Below are 18,822 nucleotides of genomic sequence, written 5' to 3' on the forward strand. Positions count from 1 at the left end.
CAGGAGCATTGCGATGAGTACCGACGATAAACGCATTCGCGAATTCGCCTATCAAATCTGGGAATCGGAAGGGAAACCTGAAGGTCATGAGGAGCGCCACTGGGAGATGGCGCGCAAACTGGCTGAAGCTGAAGCCTTGGCACCGAAGAAAGCCCCGAAAGCGGCGGGCAGCAAAACCGCTGGCAAGGACGCTGAAGTGAAAGCACCTGCTGCCAAACCGAAGGCAGCGGCCAAGGCCAAGCCAAGCAGCGCCGCCAAGGTGATTCCACCCGGCGAAAAACCCGCCGAGAAAAAGCCACGAGCGCCGCGCAAGCCTTCGGCGATCTAACGCTTTACCGACGATTGAATTGAACTGAATGACCGTGTGGCGGGCTTGCTCGCCACCGAGGACGCGTTCGTCCTCAAGAAATACACAAAATCCCTTGTTTAAACCGGCTTCTGTGGTGAATGGATTTTTGTGGCGAGGGGATTTATCCCCGTTGGGTTGCGAAGCAGCCCCAAATGCTGCACTTGCGGAGTGTCAGACATACCGCGTGCAATGGTTTTGCGACTGCTGCGCAGCCGAACGGGGATAAATCCCCTCACCACAAAATCTCGCTCCTACCGGGAAGCGGTTTCAACTGAACTGTCCCCGTTTTTTGCAGGAGCAATCATGACCCGTCCAAAAAAAGCCGAGCCCGCCGCGCACGCTGAGCCTTCGAGAATTCGTGAAGGCCTGCCCTTCCCGCTCGGTGCGACCTGGGATGGTCTGGGGGTGAACTTTGCGCTGTTCTCCGCCAACGCCACCAAGGTCGAACTGTGCATCTTCGACGATGCCGGCGAAGTCGAACTCGAACGCATCGAACTGCCGGAATACACCGACGAGATTTACCACGGCTACTTGCCCGATGCGCACCCGGGGCTGATCTACGGCTACCGCGTGTACGGCCCTTACGATCCGGCCAACGGTCACCGCTTCAACCACAACAAACTGCTCATCGACCCGTACGCCAAGCAACTGGTCGGGGAGCTGAAATGGTCGGAAGCGCTGTTCGGCTACACCATCGGCCACCCCGACGCCGACCTCAGTTTCGACGAACGCGACAGCGCGCCGTTCGTGCCCAAGTGCAAAGTCATCGACCCGGCACACACCTGGGGCAACGACCAGCGTGTCAGTGTGCCGTGGGACAAAACCATCATTTACGAAACCCATGTGCGCGGCATCAGCATGCGTCACCCCTCGGTGCCGGAAAACGTGCGAGGCACCTTCGCCGGTCTGATGAATGACGATGTGCTCAAACACATTCGCAGCGTCGGGGTTTCGTCGGTCGAGCTGTTGCCGATCCACGCCTTCGTCAACGACCAGCACCTGCTGCAAAAAGGCATGACCAACTACTGGGGCTATAACAGCATCGCGTTTTTCGCCCCGGATCCGCGTTATCTGGCCAGCGGCAAGATCGCCGAATTCAAGGAGATGGTCGCGCACCTGCACGAGGCCAATCTCGAAGTGATTCTCGACGTGGTCTACAACCACACCGCTGAAGGCAACGAACAGGGCCCGACCCTGTCGATGCGCGGGATCGACAACGCCTCGTACTACCGCTTGATGCCCGATGACAAACGCTACTACATCAACGATTCCGGTACCGGCAACACACTGGATCTGAGCCATCCGTGCGTGCTGCAAATGGTCACCGACTCGCTGCGATACTGGGCCACGGAAATGCACGTCGACGGTTTCCGCTTCGACCTGGCGACGATTCTCGGCCGTTATCACGATGGATTCGACGAACGTCACAGCTTCCTCGTGGCCTGCCGTCAGGATCCGGTGCTGCGTCAGGTGAAAATGATCGCCGAGCCGTGGGACTGCGGCCCCGGTGGCTATCAGGTCGGCAACTTCCCGCCGGGCTGGGTCGAGTGGAACGACAAGTTCCGCGACACCGTGCGTGCCTTCTGGAAAGGCGATGACGGCCAGGTTGCCGATTTCGCCAGTCGCATGACCGCGTCCGGCGAGATGTTCAACCAGCGCGGACGGCGGCCGTATTCGTCGGTGAACTTCATTACCGCGCACGACGGCTTCACCCTCAACGATCTGGTCTCGTACAACGACAAGCACAACGAAGCCAACGACGAGAACAATCAGGACGGCAGCAACAACAACCTGTCGTGGAACCACGGCGTCGAAGGCCCGACTGACGACCCGGAAATCAATGAACTGCGCCATCGGCAGATGCGCAATTTCTTCGCCACGCTGCTGTTGTCGCAAGGCACGCCGATGATCGTCGCCGGCGACGAATTCGCGCGTACGCAAGATGGCAACAACAACGCGTATTGCCAAGACAGCGAGATCGGTTGGGTCAACTGGGATCTGAGCGAAGACGGCAAAGGCTTGCTGAAATTCGTCAAACGCCTGATCAAGCTGCGTCTGGCTTATCCGATTCTGCGCCGCGGACGTTTCCTGGTCGGCGAGTACAACGAGGACATCGGCGTCAAAGACGTCACCTGGCTGGCGCCGGACGCCACCGAGATGACCACCGAGCACTGGCACGATGCACACAATCGTTGCCTCGGCATGTTGCTTGATGGCCGCGCACAGGAAACCGGGATCCGCCGCAAAGGTGCCGATGCGACCTTGCTGCTGGTGGTCAACGCGCACCACGACATCGTCAATTTCACCTTGCCGGAAGTGCCGGACGGCGGTTTCTGGACGTGCATGATCGACACCAATCAGCCTTCGATTCGTGGCCAGGAGCGCTTCGATTTCGGCCATGAATATTCAGTGACCGGCCGTTCGCTGCTGCTGTTTGAACTGCAACACGAAGAAGAAGATTGATATGGATCTGCACTGTTATCTCGCCCGCAAACCGCCGGATTATGCCGACACCCACGCCCTCGGCCAGTGCCTGCGAGCGATGGTCGAGGCCGGGCTAGACCGCTTGCCGTTACCCGGCAGCGGTCTGACGCTGGAGCGCTTTCAGCATTTAGCCGCTGTCGGCGGGCATGATCTGGGTTTGTGCAAACTCTATGAGGGGCACACCGATGCACTGGCGATCATCGAACAACTCGGTGGTACGCCAACGCCCGGCAGCACGTGGGGCATGTGGGCAGCGGAACCGCCGCAAGCCCGGGTGAAGGTCAGTCCGGCCGGGCATATGGTCGCGTTGAATGGACGCAAAGCCTGGTGTTCCGGTGCGGCGGTACTCAGTCACGCATTGCTCACTGCCTGGGACGCCGATGATCAACAGCAATTGGTCGCGGTGGCGCTCGATCAACCGGGTGTGACGGTCACTGGTGAAGGTTGGCGCGCCGTGGGCATGGGCGCGACTGGCAGCGTCGAAGTGTTGTTCGATGGCGCTGAAGCTCAGGCCATCGGCAATCCCGGCGACTACTTGCAACGGCCGGGTTTCTGGCAGGGCGGCATTGGTATTGCCGCCTGTTGGTACGGCGCGGCGCAGCAGATTGCCGAGCGTTTGCGCAAGCAGTGTGGTCAGCGTGAAGAACCACATGCCCTCGCCCATCTCGGCGCCGTTGACAGTGCCTTGCAAGCGGCGGCGGATGTTTTGCGCTTCAGCGCTTTGCATATTGATGCAAATCCTGACGACAACGCCGAACTGCTCGCCCGTCGCGCCCGCGCAGTGGTCGAGCAGTCTGCCGAACAGGTGATCCGTGAAGTCGGCCGGGCAATGGGCGCCGGGCCTTACTGCAAGGATCGCCACTTCGCCCGACTGATCGCTGACCTGCCGGTGTTCCTCCGGCAAAGCCATGCCGAGCGCGACCTCGCCGCCCTCGGCCAACTGATTGCCCAACAACCCGCCGAGGTCTGGTCGCTATGAGAGCTAATCCAATCGTCGGCCAAGGAACGACCCTGCATCAATGGCAAGGCTCGCGGCATTTGGCGGAGCTGCAAAGCATCGACGTGCTGAGCCTGGTACCACCCGGATCGCGCGCGGTGATTATTGCACCGCACCCGGACGATGAAGTGCTGGGTTGCGGCGGTTTGCTGCAACTGCTCGCCGCTGCCGGGCGCCCCTTGCAACTGATTTCGGTCACCGACGGCAGCGCCAGTCATCCCGGTTCCGAACGCTGGCCGGTAGAGCGCTTAAGCGTGATCCGTCCGCAAGAATCCGCTGAAGCGCTGCGCCGCCTCGGCCTGCCGATGCATCGGTTGAAATGGCTTCGCGGTGGGTTCACCGATACTCAAGTGGCCGCTCAGGAACAGCAATTGCGCGCGTTCATCGAAAGCCATCTGCGCCCCAACGACGTGGTGTTTACCACGTGGCGCGAAGACGGCCATTGCGATCACGAAGCCGTCGGCCGTGCCAGTGCCGAAGCCGCGCGCCAGGTCGGCGCGACCTGCCACGAGCTGCCGGTGTGGACGTGGCACTGGGCAACCCCCGAAGACGCCTTTGTGCCGTGGCAACGTGCGCGCAAGATTCTGCTGACGCCGGCGCAAGTCGCGCGCAAACGCCACGCGGTGCACGCTTTTGCCAGTCAATTGGAAGGCGACGCACAAGCCGGGCTCGCACCGGTGTTAGCGCCATACGTGATCGATCGCCTGCTGCAGCCTTTTGAAGTGGTGTTTTTATGAGTGTCGATGATCGCTATTTCGACGGCCTGTTCGCCGGCAACGACGACCCTTGGGCCTTTCGCGAGCGCTGGTACGAGCAGCGCAAACGCGCGATCACTCTCGCCGCCCTGCCGCGTCCGCACTACCGGGCGATCTTTGAACCGGGCTGCGCCAACGGTGAATTGAGCGCTGAACTGGCGAGTCGCTGTGACCGACTGTTGTGCTGCGACACCGCCGACGCAGCGGTGCGTCTGGCGCGAACCCGATTGAGTCTGTTCGACCACGCTGAAGTTCGCCAAAGTCGCCTGCCGGGGGACTGGCCGGAGGAAAAATTCGACCTGATTGTATTTAGCGAAATCGGCTACTACCTCGACCGCGATGATCTGACAGCCGTTGCCCAACGCATGGGCCAGTCCTTGGCTGCAGACGGGCAAGTGCTCGCCTGTCACTGGCGCCCGCCGATTGACGACTGCCCGTTGAATGCACGGCAGGTTCACGATTTGCTCCACGAACATTTGCACCTGCCACGCCTGGTTTTACATCAGGAAGCGGACTTCATTCTGGAAGTGTGGAGCCGCGAACCGCGCTCGGTGGCAACGCTGGAGGGCTTGCGATGATTGGCATCCTGATTCCGGCGCACAACGAAGAAGAACTGCTCGATGAATGTTTGAGCGCCGCTGTGCGCGCCAGCAAGCACGGATTGCTCGCTGGCGAACATGTCGACGTGTTGGTGGTACTGGACAGTTGCACTGACCGTTCAGAACAGATTGTCAGCAAATATCCAGTTTTGAGCTTGAATATACAGGCACGCAATGTCGGTCAGGCCCGGGCGACCGGTGCGCGCATGTTGCTGGAGCGCGGCGCACGCTGGATTTCCTGTTCCGATGCCGACAGCCGCGTCGCTGACGATTGGCTGGTGGCCCAACTGGGATTGGGTGCTGATGCGGTGTGCGGTACGGTGACTGTCGAGCGCTGGCACGATTCGATCGATGCGGCGGCGCAGATTCGTTATCACAGTCACTATCAGGCGTGTGATGACCATCGGCATATCCACGGCGCCAATCTGGGCGTCAGTGCGGACGCTTACCGTCTGGCCGGCGGTTTCGAACCGTTGGCCTGCGATGAGGATGTGCAATTGGTGCGCAATCTTGAACTGACCGGCGCCAATATCGCGTGGAGCCATCGGCCGTTGGTCCACACCAGTGCGCGCCTCGACAGCCGAGCGCGGGGTGGGTTTGCGGACCATTTGCGCAACCTAGTACAGATGACCTAAAAAAAAGCGTATCAATTTGCGAGGTTTCGAGACGTATCGCAGTTCATGAGCAATACTCTGTTGCGCGGCAATCCAGGGTTCGGAGCGTCGTACAGCAATCAACCAGCCTTCAAGGGTCAGTATCGCCGGATTCAAGCGTCGGCGTGCGACTGGGGGCGAAACCAACAAGGACGTCGCAATATGAAACCGTTAACCCTTAGTGAAAACAGCCTGACGGCACAGATCTGGAACAACGCCCCGCAACTCGACAACATTCCTGTCATCAATACCCGCAGCCTGGTGCCCCCTGGCGCCCGTGCGGTGATCATCGCCCCGCATCCCGGCGATGAAGTGGTGATCTGCGGCGGCCTGCTGCAATTACTGTCCAACCTTGGGCATCCCCTGCAATTGCTTTCGATCACCGACGGCAGCGCCAGCCATCCCGGCTCTCGGCAATGGTCGGAAAAACGCCTGAGTGTGTTTCGCCCGCAGGAAAGCGTCGAAGCCCTGCGCCGCCTCGGCTTGCCGATGCACAGCCTGAAATGGGTACGCGGCGGCTTTACCCATAACGCTTTGCTTGACCAGGAACGTCAACTGACCGAGTTCATCGCGCGTTATCTGCGCCCCGGCGACGTGGTGTTCAGCACTTGGCGCGGCGATGGCATCGACGACCATGAAGCGGTCGGTCGCGCTGCGGCCGAGGCGACAGAGCTGGCCGGGGCGACGTTTCATGACGTGCCGGTGTGGGCCTGGCATTGGCCGGAGCGCGAGCAAAAACTGATTCCCTGGGAACGTGCGCGCAAGTTACGTCTGGACACCTGGACCGTGGCCCGCAAAAGCCACGCGACGCACGCCTATGCCAGCCAACTCAAAGGTGAGCCGGCCATCGGTATCACACCGATGTTGCCACCGGTGCTTCTTGAACGCATGCGTCTGCCTTACGAAATCGTCTTCGTCTGAACAGTGAAGGCGCTGCCGCAGGCTGCGATTTTTGGACCTTTTTTTTAAAATCAAAAGATCGCAGCCTGCGGCAGCTCCTACATGAGTTGTGAAACAGCCAGGTGGCAAATCGGATCGAACTCACGGCAAACAGTCCGGGTCAACCGCCCATACCTGCCTGAGACTTCGGAGATTTGTGATGACCGACTATCCAAAACCACCCTTTGCCAAACAAGCCCAAGCCGTGCCCGGTGAGCAGAGCAAAATGCAGCCTTACCCCGATTGCGGCGAGCAGAGTTACGTCGGCTCGGGGCGTCTGGCCGGCAAGATCGCCCTGATCACTGGCGCGGACAGCGGCATCGGTCGCGCGGTAGCAATCGCCTTCGCCCGTGAAGGCGCAGACGTCGCAGTCGCGTACTTGAATGAACATGACGACGCCAAAGAGACTGCGCGCTGGGTCGAGTCGGCCGGGCGTCAATGCCTGTTGCTACCGGGCGATCTCGCGCAGAAATCCCATTGCCAGAGTCTGGTCGACCAGACGGTCGAACGTTTCGGCCACATAGATGTGCTGGTGAACAACGCCGCGTTCCAGATGACCCACGAAACCTTCGAGGAAATCCCCGATGAGGAGTGGGTGATGACGTTCGACGTCAACATCACCGCGATTTTCCGCTTGTGCCAGGCGGCGATCAAACACATGCGCCCAGGTTCGTCGATCATCAACACCAGTTCGATCAACTCGGACATGCCTAAACCCACTCTGCTCGCTTACGCGACCACCAAAGGTGCGATTGCCAACTTCACCGGCGGTCTGGCGCAAATCCTCGGTCCACAGGAAATCCGCGTCAACTGCGTGGCACCGGGACCGATCTGGACGCCGCTGATCGTCTCGACCATGCCTGATGAAGAAGTGCAGAACTTCGGTGCGCAAACCCCGCTTGGCCGTCCAGGTCAACCGGTCGAAGTGGCGCCTATTTATGTGCTGCTGGCCTCCGATGAAGCCAGCTACATCACTGGCCAGCGCTACGGCGTTACGGGCGGCAAACCGATGCTCTGACACACCGACCCCTGTGTAGGAGCTGCCGCAGGCTGCGATCTTTTGATTCTGTTTTTGAAGATCAAAAGATCGCAGCCTGCGGCAGCTCCTACAGTGATAGAGATACATATCCATAAATGCGGTGCGATTGCCGTCATATGAAACATTCGGAGGCGGCACAACATGAGTTTTATCGTGTGGGTCGCGGTGCTCGGCGCCGTGTTACTGACCCTGGCACTCACTTCGTCGTACCTGCGCTGGATGCCGGTGACGACGTCGGCGGTGTGCCTGCTGCTGGGCATCGGGATTGGCCCCAGCGGCCTTGATCTGTTGAAACTGCCTTTGGAAAACGCCTCGCTGTGGATGGAGCACCTGACGGAAGTCGCGGTGCTCTTTTCACTGTTCGTCTGCGGTCTGAAATTACGTCTGCCGCTGCACGATAAACGCTGGCGAATAGCGTTCGGACTCGCCGGGCCGGTGATGGTGTTGACCATTATCGGCGTGTGTCTGCTGCTGCACTTCGCCTTGCAGTTGCCATGGGGGCCTTCATTGTTGATCGGCGCGATTCTGGCGCCGACCGACCCGGTACTGGCGGCGTTGGTGCAGGTTAACGATGCGCGCGATGTCGACAGTGTGCGCTTCGGTCTGTCGGGTGAGGCCGGCTTGAATGACGGCATCGCCTTCCCGTTCGTGATTCTCGGGCTGCTGCTGATCCACGGTGCTGGCGGCGAGGCCGAGTGGCAAGGCTGGGTGCTGCGCAACGTGCTGTGGGCCGTGCCTGCAGGGTTGTTGACTGGTTATTGGATGGGCCGCGGTATCGGGCGCGTGACGCTTTCACTGCGCATTCACAATGACGACAGCACGTTGAGCCCCAATGACTACCTCGCATTGGCGTTGATTGCGCTGGCCTATGTCGTGGCGGAAACCATCGGCGGCTACGGCTTCTTGTCGGTGTTTGCCGCAGGCCTGGGCTTGCGCCAGGTCGAAGTGAAATCTACCGGCGCCGAGCAACCACCCGCCGAGCATCTGGTGCAGCCGGTGGTCGGCCACCAGAACGTCGAACCCCAGCACGCGGTACATGGCGATACCGAACGGCTGAAAAGCAGCCAAGTGGCGGCCGGCATCATGATGGGCGACATGTTGTCGTTCGGCAGTCTGGTCGAGCGCGCCATGGAAGTGTTTCTGGTGACTCTGCTCGGCGTGGTGCTGATCGCGCATTGGGACTGGCGAGCCTTGCTGGTGGGGGGCGTGTTGTTTTGTGTGATTCGTCCGCTCTGCGTCGGGCTGATGCCGTGGGGATCGTTGCTGGAGGGTCGGCAGCGCTTGTTGATCGGTTGGTTTGGCATTCGCGGGATCGGCAGCTTGTTCTATTTGTTTTATGGGCTGAACCATGGCCTGACGGATTCGGTGGCGACGTTGTGTACCGACCTGACGCTGTCGGTCGTGGCGTTGAGCATTTTGCTGCACGGTATTAGCACCCAACCAATCCTGGCGCGTTATGAGCAGCTAAAAAAACAAAAAACCTGATTTTTTCATTTAGGTTCTCCGTGAAAACCCATCGAATATTCTTCTGAAAAAAAATGGACCCCTGCCCGATTGTCGACAGTCACAAGCATAACCCCCCCGCCGGATCCATCCGACGGGGCCCGGCAGGTTCGGTTCCCCTGCGGCATTAAGCCTGTGAAAAGGAATCCCGAAGATTAAGGTTACGGTCATGAAAGAATGCTCGACTCCTGCACAAATCAAAGCTTGCAGAGCGCTGGCTCTGGAACGCAATCGTCAACTGTTCGAAAACGCCCACGCGCTGAATCGAGCGGCGAATGCGTTGCTGGAAGTGGAAAATATGGATTTCGAACAGTTTGAGCACTATCGAGCCTTGCGCAAGAAAGCCGATTTCATGTTTGAAGACGCGATTGATCATCTGTGCGTGCTGAACGAGGATTTCCCGCCGATTCCGATGTCTTCGCAGAATTCGGCGGGGTTGCGTCGGGAGCTTGAGACGGTGGCTTGAGGCTGTAGGTCAAAAGCCCCTCACCCTAGCCCTCTCCCGGAGGGAGAGGGAACTGACCGGGTTGGATGCTCGAGCTATGGCGACCTGAGATATCGAGTCGTACTGAGTCTCTGAACACCACATAGATCTGCTCCCTTCCCCCTCTACCCCTTGGGGGAGAGGGCTGGGGTGAGGGGGATCGATTTCAAAAACACCCCAAATTTCAAGCGTCCACAAAAAAGCCCGGCCTCGTCAGCCGGGCTTTTCGCTGTCACTCATCCACCAGGATTAGTCACCTGAATAAACACCGCATAACTCCCCAACACTATCCAGAACACCGCAAAAATCCACGGCGTACGCACCGAAAACAGGAGCGACTTTCGGTACCCCTTGTGCGTCGACTCCATCTCGCTGAACAACGGCGATTCGTCATACGCCAGCCCCATTACCGGTTCGCTGTGCAGCAAGTGACTCTGCTTGAAATGCCAGTGATCAATGATGTCGTACGCCGCGCGAATCCCCGGCCAGGCGTTGAGTGAACTGAGCAGCCCTAGCAATGCCAGAAACGGTGGCACCACTAGGGTGAACAACTTGCCCCACTCCGGGTTGAGATTGGCCATGCACGAAGCAAAAGCGATCACCAGAAACGATTGCGCCGCCAGATAAGCATCCGTACGGTTCGCCAGAATGCTGGTTTCGTACTGAATTTCCCGGCGGTAGAAGTCCAGCCGCTCCTTGGGTGAGCCAAACATCTTTGCATCGTGTTCGGTCAGGGTTTCTTCAGCAGTTGGGTGAGTCAGTATGCGAGACAAGGACGCACGCTCCGGAGTGGAAAACAGTTAGAAGATCTCCACAGCAGACAAGTTCAGGCGGATCTCCCGACGGGTCATTTCATTGATTGGGCAATGACCTCCAGCAGATTGAGTTGCGTGAACGGTTTCGGCAAACGCGGCAATTGTGCGGCAAAACCCTCCAGACGCTCGGCGTAACCGGTGGCGAGGATGATCGGCAGATCCGGTTTCAACAACCGTACGGCGTGGGCCAGTTGCGCGCCGCTCATGTGTGGCATGGCCATGTCGGTGATCATCAGATCGATCACTTCACCTTGATCGAACAAGGTCAAAGCATGAGCACCAGAGCTGACGCTCAGCACGCGATGGCCAAGGTCCTCAAGCAGCAAAACTGTGCTGGTCAGTACCAGACTGTCGTCGTCCACCACCAATACGCTCAAGCGTGGCACTGAACTGACGGGTTCAATGACCGGCAACGGACTGGCAATGTCCGCATGGGTCGCCACTGGCAGCCAGAGTTCAGCCGTGGTGCCCTGCCCCGGGTCGCTTTTAAGAACGAAACGCCCGCCCAGTTGCTCAATAAAGCCATGCACCATCGACAAGCCCAGCCCGGTGCCCTTGCCCAGACCTTTGGTAGTGAAGAACGGATCCTTGGCCGACGCCAGAGTGTTGGCATCCATGCCGACACCGTTGTCGATGAGACTCAGGCACACGTAATGGCCAGACGCCAAGGTGTGCTGGCCTTGTTCCAGCACCACTTCGTGTTGCGCACTGACAATGACGCTGCCACCGTCGGGCATGGCGTCACGGGCGTTAGTGGCCAGATTGAGAAGCGCCAGTTCCAGTTGATTGGTGTCGGCCAACACGCGCTCAAGTTCAACAGGGAAGCGTGTTTCGATCTTGATGTTCGGCCCCAAGGAACTGCGCAGCAGCCCGGTAATACCCTGCACCAATTGCGGGATATCGACCGGCTCAGTCTTCAATTCCTGCCGGCGAGCAAACGCCAGCATGCGTTGCGTCAGTGACACGCCCCGCAGTGCACCTTGGGTTGCGTTTTCCAGCAAACGGTTGATTTTCGGATCATCGCCGATGCGCTTCTGAACAATTTCGAGATTGCCGAGAATCACCGTCAGCAGGTTATTGAAGTCGTGAGCGATACCACCGCTGAGCTGGCCGATGGCTTGCATCTTCTGCGCCTGGAACAGCGCCTCGCGGGTTTTCTCCAGGTCCTGTTGGGCCTTATGGGCTTCGGTGACGTCACGGGTGATCTTGGCGAAGCCGAGCAACGTGCCGGTATCGCCGCGAATGGCATCGACCACCACGTGCGCGAGGAACCGCGTGCCGTCCTTGCGCACCCGCCAGCTACGGTTTTCAAAGCGGCCTTCACGGGTGGCGATCCCCAAAGCCCGCTGCGGTTCGCCGGCTTCGCGGTCTTCCGGCGTGTAGAACACTGAAAAATGCTGACCGATGATTTCTTCAGGCAGATAGCCTTTGATCCGCTGTGCACCCTGGTTCCAGTTGCTGACCCGACCTTCTGGGCTGAGCATGTAGATTGCGTAATCGGTCACGCCCTGCACCAGCATGCGGAACTGCTGTTCGCTGCGTCTGAGGGTTTCCTCGGCCATCTTGCGGTCGGTCAGGTCGCGGGTGATTTTGGCAAACCCCAGCAACTGGCCATTGGGGTCGATGATCGGATCGATCACCACGTGCGACCAGAAATTGGTGCCGTCCTTGCGTACCCGCCAACCCTCGCCCTCGAAGCGGCCCTCACGGATCGCTGTGTCGAGCGCCCGTTGCGGCAACCCGGCGGCACGGTCGTCGTCGGTGTAAAAACGTGAAAAGTGCTCGCCAAGAATTTCAGCTTCTTCGTAGCCCTTGAAGCGTTTGGCGCCGGAGTTCCAGCTGGTAATGATGCCGTCCGGATCGATCATGTAGATCGCGTAGTCGACCACTGCATCGATGAGAAGCCTGAAACGCATCTCTTCGATCGCAGCGGTCTTGGTGGTTTTGATCATCAGGTACGACTCAAGCACATTTAGTATTGGAGGAGTATGCGTCAAACCAGCGTTTTGGGAAGCGTGGGCGAGTAAAACTCGCCCAACGTTCAGCGCTGTGCGTATTTGAAAATGCGCGAGTAAAGCGCGTCGTACACGTAGTCGGGGATCAGCTCAGCGTACTGGCTGGTCTGCTGCAGCATCCGGTGACACGCTTTGATGAATTCGTGGTGCTCGGCATTGCCGCTGATCGAACTGCTGCTGATGCGCTGGTAGGCGTCGTAGCTGTAAGGCAGATTCGGCGAGGTCACGCTCAATTCGCCCTTCTCGCCTTTGTTGTAAAGACTGCGCGCGCGCAATACGCGATCCTGCAGTGGCCCCATTCCACGTTCGTACAAAAATATTTGCGAGCCATCAGACAACTTTGCCGCGATCTCAAGCGCAAACACCACCGCATGCGCCGTTGCCAGGCTGGACTTCAATTCCGAAGGCCGTACAAACCGTTCCAGTTCATTTTTTTCCAGGCTTTTGAAAGCCCGTTTGAAGCCGGACAGAAACGCGTAGGGCTGATTGCACGCGACAATGTGAACCTCCAGTTGATAACCGGCGCCGACAGCAAACGCGGGCAGGGTCGCAAAGTCGATCGAATCGAAGGCGCACTCCAGGATGATGTTGAGTTTTTCAGCGAAGGCTTTTTCGAAAATTTTGCCGCACAGTTCGCGAATGAACGTTTCGGTCTGCTCATAGGCGTGAAGCACGCCAAGCTTGAGCATGTCTTGGTACTGCGGGTGTTTACTGCGGTATTCGGGCAAGTACAGACGCACATAGTTGTTGTACTGGCCGGAGGGCAGCAAGGTTTTTTCCAGCAGCCAGGTTTTCCCCGAGCTCTGCACACCGGCGGTGATCAATAGTTTGGGTCTGGTTTCAGGAATGATCCCGGCGAACAACGTGGCGCTGATCTCATTGAAGGCTGCACTGAGTTGGGCTGGGGTGTAGTGGTAAGTGGCAGTATGGGTCATGGGTCGATGTCCTTATCGATAATGGGTAGAACCGCTGGAGCGGTCTTATCAATAAAGTCTGCTTTGGTGAAACATACAAATGGCAGTTCAATACGGGATATGTCACTGCTTTAAAAGGACATTTTTCCTACAAGGCCATCGGAATTCTCTTCCAGCAACATCAGAAGGGCGCCTGCTGTAGCGCCCACCATTTCGGCAGTAATTGCTTGATCCGGCTCTCGGCAAAGCGGTCATCGATCAACATCACCACACCGCGATCCTGGCGAGTGCGGATCACCCGGCCTGCCGCCTGCACCACCTTCTGCACCCCCGGAAATAAATAGGTGTAGTCGTAACCGGCGCCGAAAATGGCGGCCATGCGCAGCTTCAACTGCTCATTCACTGGGTTGAGCTGCGCCAGCCCCAACGTCGCAATGAACGCGCCGATCAACCGCGCGCCGGGCAGATCGATGCCCTCGCCAAATGCTCCCCCCAACACCGCGAATCCAACGCCTTGGCTGTCAGCGGTGAACTGATCAAGAAACGCCTGCCGCTGCCCTTCGGCCATGCCCCGCGATTGCTGCCACAGGGTGATCTGCGGGTGCCGTTCGGCGAGCAACGTTGCCACCTGTTGCAGATAATCGAAGCTGCTGAAAAACGCCAGATAGTTACCCGGGCGCTCACTGAACTGCCGCGCGATCAGTTCGACGATGGGTTCCAGCGACGCCTGCCGGTGATTGAAGCGGGTCGAGATGCGACTGATGATCTGCACCTGCAATTGCTCGGCGCTGAACGGTGATTCAACGTCGATCCACACCGTATCGGCCGGCGTGCCGAGCAGGTCGGCGTAATAACGCCGTGGGCTGAGGGTCGCGGAGAACAACACGCTGCTGCGCGCAGACTTCAGGCGCGGGCCAATGAACGCAGCAGGCACCACGTTGCGCAAACACAGCTGTGACAGCGGCCGTTTGCGGTCGAGGTCGCGTTTGCTGATGTCGAACAGGTAATGCTCGTCGTATAGCTCAGCAACCCGGCCAAACTGCAGTAAATCGAAATAGAAGTTCTGCAACGCGCTGTCGAGCCCTTGCGGGTGATCGTTGAGGTAATCACCGATGGCCGAGCAGCACAGGGAGATCGCTTGCAGCAATTTTTCCGGGGCTTTGTCGTAGGCCTGATACGCCGCCAGTTGCGGCGCATGCAGCGCGTTCCATTCACGGTTGACCCTTTGCAGCGATTTTTTCAGCGCTTCGGGGGCGGTTTTGCGCACGCTGCCCAAGGTGAATTGATCGAGGCTGGCGCTGTACATCTGCCGGCCACGCTCGACCAGGTTGTGCGCCTCATCGGCCAATACCGCGACTTTCCATTGATTGAGCTGGGCGAGACCGAACAGCAGCGCGCTGAAGTCGAAGTAATAGTTGTAGTCGGCGACGACCACGTCCACCCAGCGGGCCATTTCCTGGCTCAAGTAATACGGGCATACCGAATGTTGCGCGGCGACTTCACGCATGGCGGCTTGATCAAGCAGATTGATGCGGCTGGCGGCCTCACGGGCGGCGGGCAGACGATCATAAAAGCCTTGCGCCAACGGGCAGGATTCGCCGTGACAGGCTTTGTCCGGGTGTTCGCAAGCCTTGTCCCGGGCAACCATTTCCAGCACACGCAACGGCAACGTCGGCGATTGATCGAACAACACCTGACTGGCGTCCAGCGCGAGTTTGCGCCCGGGGGTTTTAGCGGTGAGGAAGAACACTTTGTCCAGTTGCTGCGGCGCCAGCGCCTTGAGCATCGGGAACAATGTACCGAGGGTTTTGCCAATGCCAGTGGGTGCTTGGGCCATCAGGCAACGACCGGTGCTGATAGCCTTGAACACCGATTCGGCCAGATGCCGTTGACCTGGACGAAAATCCACATGGGGAAAGCGCAACTGCTGCGCCGCCAGATTGCGCGCCTCGCGGTGCGCCATTTCCTGCTCAGCCCAGTACAGAAACAAGCGGCATTGCTGCTCAAAGAACTCGCGCAAGGTGTCGACGCTGAACGCCTCAACCAGACAGGTTTCCTTTTCGCTGACGATGTCGAAATACACCAGCGCCAGATTGATCTTCTGCAAATCCAGTTTGCGGCACATCAACCAGCCGTAGATTTTCGCCTGCGCCCAGTGCAACTGGCGGTGGTTGGCCGGTTGTTTGCTCAGGTCGCCACGGTAGGTTTTGACTTCTTCGAGGCAGTTCTGCGCCGGGTCGTAGCCGTCCGCCCTGCCCTTGACCTTCAACTGCAGGAATTCGCCTTCCAGCGCCACTTCACTTTGGTAATTGTCGCTGCGCCGCGAGGCTACGGTGCGGTGGCCGGCGATGCCTTCCAGCGCGGTGGGTGACGGCGTGAAGCGCAAGTCGAGGTCGCCGGTCTTGGCGGTGAACTCGCACAGTGCCCGCACGGCAATGTTGTAGCTCAAGCGCTCTGCTCCGCCCATTGCACGTAACACACGGCAACCGGCATCTGGTGCTGGTGGCAGAACTCCAGCCAGCGCAACTGGTTGTCCTGCAAGCGGTCGCCGGGGCCTTTGACTTCGATCATTCGATAGGTTTTGTGCTGCGGCCAGAACTGGATCAGGTCGGGCATGCCGGCGCGATTGGCCTTGATGTCGAGCAGCAAACGATTGAACCAGTGTTTGAGGTGCTCCGCGGGCAAGCAGGCCAGCGCCTGCTCCAGCAAGTCCTCATTGAGCGCGCCCCAGAACACAAACGGCGACTGCACACCCCATTTATCCACGAACCGTTGGCGGATCGTGTCGGCATAACGGCCATCATCGAGTTCGGCGAAGCAGGCCTGAAACAGCTCGGCGCGACGCTGCTGGAAATCTTCATTGAGCAGATCGACCGGGCCGCGCTGGAACGGGTGAAAAAACGCCCCGGGCAACGGCGCGAAAATCGCCGGCCAGCAAAGCAAGCCGAACAACGAGTTGATCAGGCTGTTCTCGACGTAATGCACCGGGCCCTCGTCGTCATGCAGATGCGCCTGCACGTAAAACTCCACCGACAGCGCCGGATCGCTGCGTGGCAGGTGCAAATCCAGACGCTCGACGGGTTTTGCCGTTGCGCGCTTGAGCGGCGGGCCGCCGAGTTTGCGTCGCAACCTCGGCATGATGCGTTGCAGGCCTTGCTGCTCAGCGGCGCTTTCCGGGGCTAGTTCGGCCAATAACGCCAGCTCCAGCGCCAGCGCGTATTCGGCGCTGCGCTCCAGCACGCGGATCATCCGCAGCCGCGCACCGGGATAGGCGCAGTCTCGGTAGATACTCAGGGCCAGGGCAAACTCGGTGATGCGCTCGCAATACTGACCAATCTGAAACAGCACTTTGCCGCGCCGCCGCTGCAACCACGGGTTGTCAAAGTGCAGCGCGCTGACCTGTTCAAAGATGGTTTCCAGCGGTTCACCGGCTTCGAAACGCAACTGGCAATTGTGCAGGAACAGGCAGGCGTCGACGTCCGCGCGGCTGCGCAGGCCTCGGGAATCGGCGCAGAATTCGACTTTTTCGTAAGTAAAGATACCGAGGTCGGCCAAGACAAATTCCGACCAATCCTGATAAAGGTTGCCGAAAAACATCAGGCGCAGGCGATCGCACAGATCCATGATGGTCAGACTGAACAGGCGATCATTCAGAGACGGCGCCCAGTCGCGCAGGGTTCGCGGCGTATCGAACTGTTCTGCCAGCAAAGGCAGCCATTCATCTTTGCGGCCCTTGGGTCGATCAATAACGTCACCGAAAGCCTGCAAAATTTCAGCCTTGAGCAACACATCAAAGAGCTCTGCGATCGCCAACGGTGCCTGCTCGTCGAGCCAACCGCGCGCCAGCAACGGCTGTGCGGCTGCAGCGATGTCGCCGATTTCGGCGTAAGTCAGTTTTCCCGCACGAAAATGAATGCCCTTGCGCATCACCATCCGCACCAGCAGACCCTGCGACGCTCGCGGCAGCGCATTGAAGTCGCGAATAAACGCGTGCTCCGTTTCGCTCATCACATCGGCATAGCGAAGCTCAAGCCAATCAAGGACTTGCCGGAAGTTGTTGAGGTAATAAAACGGATCTTCGAGGGAATTGGCAGTCACGGGAATTCAGGACCATGGCGAGCGAGTACTGGTTATGCGTACAGATACCAGCTCAGCCCTACCCCGTGCAAACGGAAAAAGATCAATGGCATTTTTTATCGGTGAACATCGAACTTTTCACGGTGCGATGACACCAACCGCGTTAGAACACCGACAATGATCGGTACTACATCGCATGAGGAGTTTGAGGTGGCTATGAACATCAAGACGCTGGGCCTTCCATTGGCGGTTGCCGCCCTGTTGGCATTGGGCGGTTGCTCAACCCAGACCGTGGTCACGTTGCAGAACGGCACCCAGTATTTGACCAAGGACATGCCGAAGACCGAAACCAAAGACGGCTTTTATGAATTCGAAGATATTTCCGGGGCGAAGGTGAAAGTGCGCGCCGATGAAGTGGCGACCGTGCGCAAGGAGGACTAACACTCTCGTTTCCACGCTCGGCATGGGAATGCCGCAACGGACGCTCCGCGTTCGGCTCTGGAAGGGACGCGGAGCGTCCCGGGATGCATTCCCACGCAGAGCGTGGGAACGATCATTACTCGGGAGTTGGCATGCCAGGGATGCTGTTGTCGCATTTTATATATGACCCGCCGCGTTTGACCAATTCACCCTGCAAACGCTGGCAACGCTGCAGATCCTGCTGCGCCATGCGGTCGATGCTCAAATTGCCGGTGGTTGGCGGCTGCTTGCCGTCACCCAGACGGATCGTCACGAACGGCTGTTCGGGCTGGATTTGAAAACGGCTTTTTTCTTCGACCGGTTTGTCCTCGGCAGTCTTTACCGGGTTCGGCAGTTGGTCGGTGGTGACGCCGTAGCGGCTCAGAATCGAGCTTTGAGGCAGATCGGCGCAGACGTTAGCCGAACACAGCGCCAGCCCGACGAAACCGATATACCCCTTGAAACCTTTCACGTTTGAATCTCCTGTACTCAATGGCAGCTAGCTGTAGAACGTGTGTGCACGTGCTGGCTTTAGGCCGCACTTCCTGTTTTTGCAGGGGTTTGAGTCAGAAACAGGCTTATCAGTCACATACACCATTCATTGTGGCGAGGGGATTTATCCCCGCTGGGTAGCACAGCGACCCCAAAACCTTCAGCCGAACTGTGTCTGACACAGCGCATGCTCAGAATTTGGGGCTGCTGCGCAACCCATCGGGGATAAATCCCCTCGCCACAGGTTT

17 protein-coding genes are annotated in these 18,822 nt (G+C 58.7%); 11 read left to right on the forward strand and 6 right to left on the reverse strand.

The genetic code is table 11. From position 1 onward, the window contains the following. Positions 1 to 13: 13 nt before the first annotated feature. The 10 genes from ACIP1X_RS00905 (at position 14) to ACIP1X_RS00950 (ending at position 9,784) form a co-directional block, all read left to right on the forward strand. On the forward strand, positions 14 to 328 hold the full coding sequence (locus ACIP1X_RS00905; RefSeq protein ID WP_053120574.1) for a DUF2934 domain-containing protein: 315 nt from the start codon (positions 14 to 16) through the stop codon (positions 326 to 328). 324 nt (positions 329 to 652) lie between these two features. Continuing rightward, the gene (gene glgX, locus ACIP1X_RS00910; RefSeq protein ID WP_159812411.1) at positions 653 to 2,812 is read left to right on the forward strand and encodes a glycogen debranching protein GlgX; all 2,160 of its coding nucleotides are present in this window, start codon (positions 653 to 655) and stop codon (positions 2,810 to 2,812) included. Between the two features lies 1 nt (position 2,813). After that, a complete protein-coding gene (locus ACIP1X_RS00915; RefSeq protein ID WP_400748439.1) occupies positions 2,814 to 3,812 on the forward strand; it encodes an acyl-CoA dehydrogenase in 999 nt (332 codons plus the stop codon). After that, positions 3,809 to 4,567: a PIG-L deacetylase family protein gene (locus tag ACIP1X_RS00920; protein WP_053120580.1), complete on the forward strand. Its 759-nt coding sequence runs from the start codon at positions 3,809 to 3,811 to the stop codon at positions 4,565 to 4,567. The genes ACIP1X_RS00915 and ACIP1X_RS00920 overlap by 4 nt, the downstream gene beginning before the upstream one ends. After that, a complete protein-coding gene (locus ACIP1X_RS00925) occupies positions 4,564 to 5,163 on the forward strand; it encodes an SAM-dependent methyltransferase (RefSeq protein ID WP_400748441.1) in 600 nt (199 codons plus the stop codon). The genes ACIP1X_RS00920 and ACIP1X_RS00925 overlap by 4 nt, the downstream gene beginning before the upstream one ends. Then, on the forward strand, positions 5,160 to 5,819 hold the full coding sequence (locus ACIP1X_RS00930; RefSeq protein WP_400748444.1) for a glycosyltransferase: 660 nt from the start codon (positions 5,160 to 5,162) through the stop codon (positions 5,817 to 5,819). The genes ACIP1X_RS00925 and ACIP1X_RS00930 overlap by 4 nt, the downstream gene beginning before the upstream one ends. Before the next feature lie 180 nt (positions 5,820 to 5,999). Further along, on the forward strand, positions 6,000 to 6,758 hold the full coding sequence (locus ACIP1X_RS00935) for a PIG-L deacetylase family protein (protein ID WP_400748447.1): 759 nt from the start codon (positions 6,000 to 6,002) through the stop codon (positions 6,756 to 6,758). A 178-nt stretch (positions 6,759 to 6,936) separates the two neighbouring features. Then, positions 6,937 to 7,794 carry an SDR family oxidoreductase gene (locus tag ACIP1X_RS00940; RefSeq protein WP_400748450.1) on the forward strand — a complete coding sequence of 286 codons (858 nt, stop codon included), beginning with the start codon at positions 6,937 to 6,939 and terminating at the stop codon, positions 7,792 to 7,794. A 162-nt stretch (positions 7,795 to 7,956) separates the two neighbouring features. Further along, the gene (locus tag ACIP1X_RS00945) at positions 7,957 to 9,300 is read left to right on the forward strand and encodes a cation:proton antiporter (RefSeq protein WP_400748453.1); all 1,344 of its coding nucleotides are present in this window, start codon (positions 7,957 to 7,959) and stop codon (positions 9,298 to 9,300) included. 187 nt (positions 9,301 to 9,487) lie between these two features. Further along, the gene (locus ACIP1X_RS00950) at positions 9,488 to 9,784 is read left to right on the forward strand and encodes a hypothetical protein (protein WP_053119990.1); all 297 of its coding nucleotides are present in this window, start codon (positions 9,488 to 9,490) and stop codon (positions 9,782 to 9,784) included. Between the two features lie 254 nt (positions 9,785 to 10,038). Here ACIP1X_RS00950 and ACIP1X_RS00955 read toward each other — a convergent pair whose 3' ends face one another. From ACIP1X_RS00955 to ACIP1X_RS00975, 5 genes are all read right to left on the reverse strand, one after another. Further along, the gene (locus ACIP1X_RS00955) at positions 10,039 to 10,575 is read right to left on the reverse strand and encodes a hypothetical protein (RefSeq protein WP_053119988.1); all 537 of its coding nucleotides are present in this window, start codon (positions 10,573 to 10,575) and stop codon (positions 10,039 to 10,041) included. Between the two features lie 74 nt (positions 10,576 to 10,649). After that, on the reverse strand, positions 10,650 to 12,569 hold the full coding sequence (locus ACIP1X_RS00960; RefSeq protein WP_400748455.1) for a PAS domain S-box protein: 1,920 nt from the start codon (positions 12,567 to 12,569) through the stop codon (positions 10,650 to 10,652). 89 nt (positions 12,570 to 12,658) lie between these two features. Beyond that, entirely contained in the window at positions 12,659 to 13,567 is a 909-nt protein-coding gene (locus ACIP1X_RS00965; protein ID WP_400748457.1) for a zeta toxin family protein, read from the reverse strand. Between the two features lie 160 nt (positions 13,568 to 13,727). Continuing rightward, on the reverse strand, positions 13,728 to 15,995 hold the full coding sequence (locus tag ACIP1X_RS00970; RefSeq protein WP_400748460.1) for an ATP-dependent DNA helicase: 2,268 nt from the start codon (positions 15,993 to 15,995) through the stop codon (positions 13,728 to 13,730). Next, on the reverse strand, positions 15,992 to 17,644 hold the full coding sequence (locus tag ACIP1X_RS00975; protein ID WP_400748463.1) for a VRR-NUC domain-containing protein: 1,653 nt from the start codon (positions 17,642 to 17,644) through the stop codon (positions 15,992 to 15,994). The genes ACIP1X_RS00970 and ACIP1X_RS00975 overlap by 4 nt, the downstream gene beginning before the upstream one ends. A 195-nt stretch (positions 17,645 to 17,839) precedes the next feature. Between ACIP1X_RS00975 and ACIP1X_RS00980 the strand changes: the two genes are divergently transcribed. After that, complete coding sequence (locus tag ACIP1X_RS00980) at positions 17,840 to 18,064, forward strand: YgdI/YgdR family lipoprotein (RefSeq protein WP_053119977.1); 225 nt, start codon at positions 17,840 to 17,842, stop codon at positions 18,062 to 18,064. Positions 18,065 to 18,179: 115 nt separating this feature from the next. On the opposite strand, the gene ACIP1X_RS00985 is transcribed toward ACIP1X_RS00980, so the two are convergent. Further along, positions 18,180 to 18,554 carry a hypothetical protein gene (locus ACIP1X_RS00985; protein WP_400748466.1) on the reverse strand — a complete coding sequence of 125 codons (375 nt, stop codon included), beginning with the start codon at positions 18,552 to 18,554 and terminating at the stop codon, positions 18,180 to 18,182. Between the last annotated feature and the right edge of the window lie 268 nt (positions 18,555 to 18,822).

The organism is Pseudomonas sp. NPDC088885 (assembly GCF_044750025.1).
GTDB lineage: Bacteria > Pseudomonadota > Gammaproteobacteria > Pseudomonadales > Pseudomonadaceae > Aquipseudomonas > Aquipseudomonas rustica.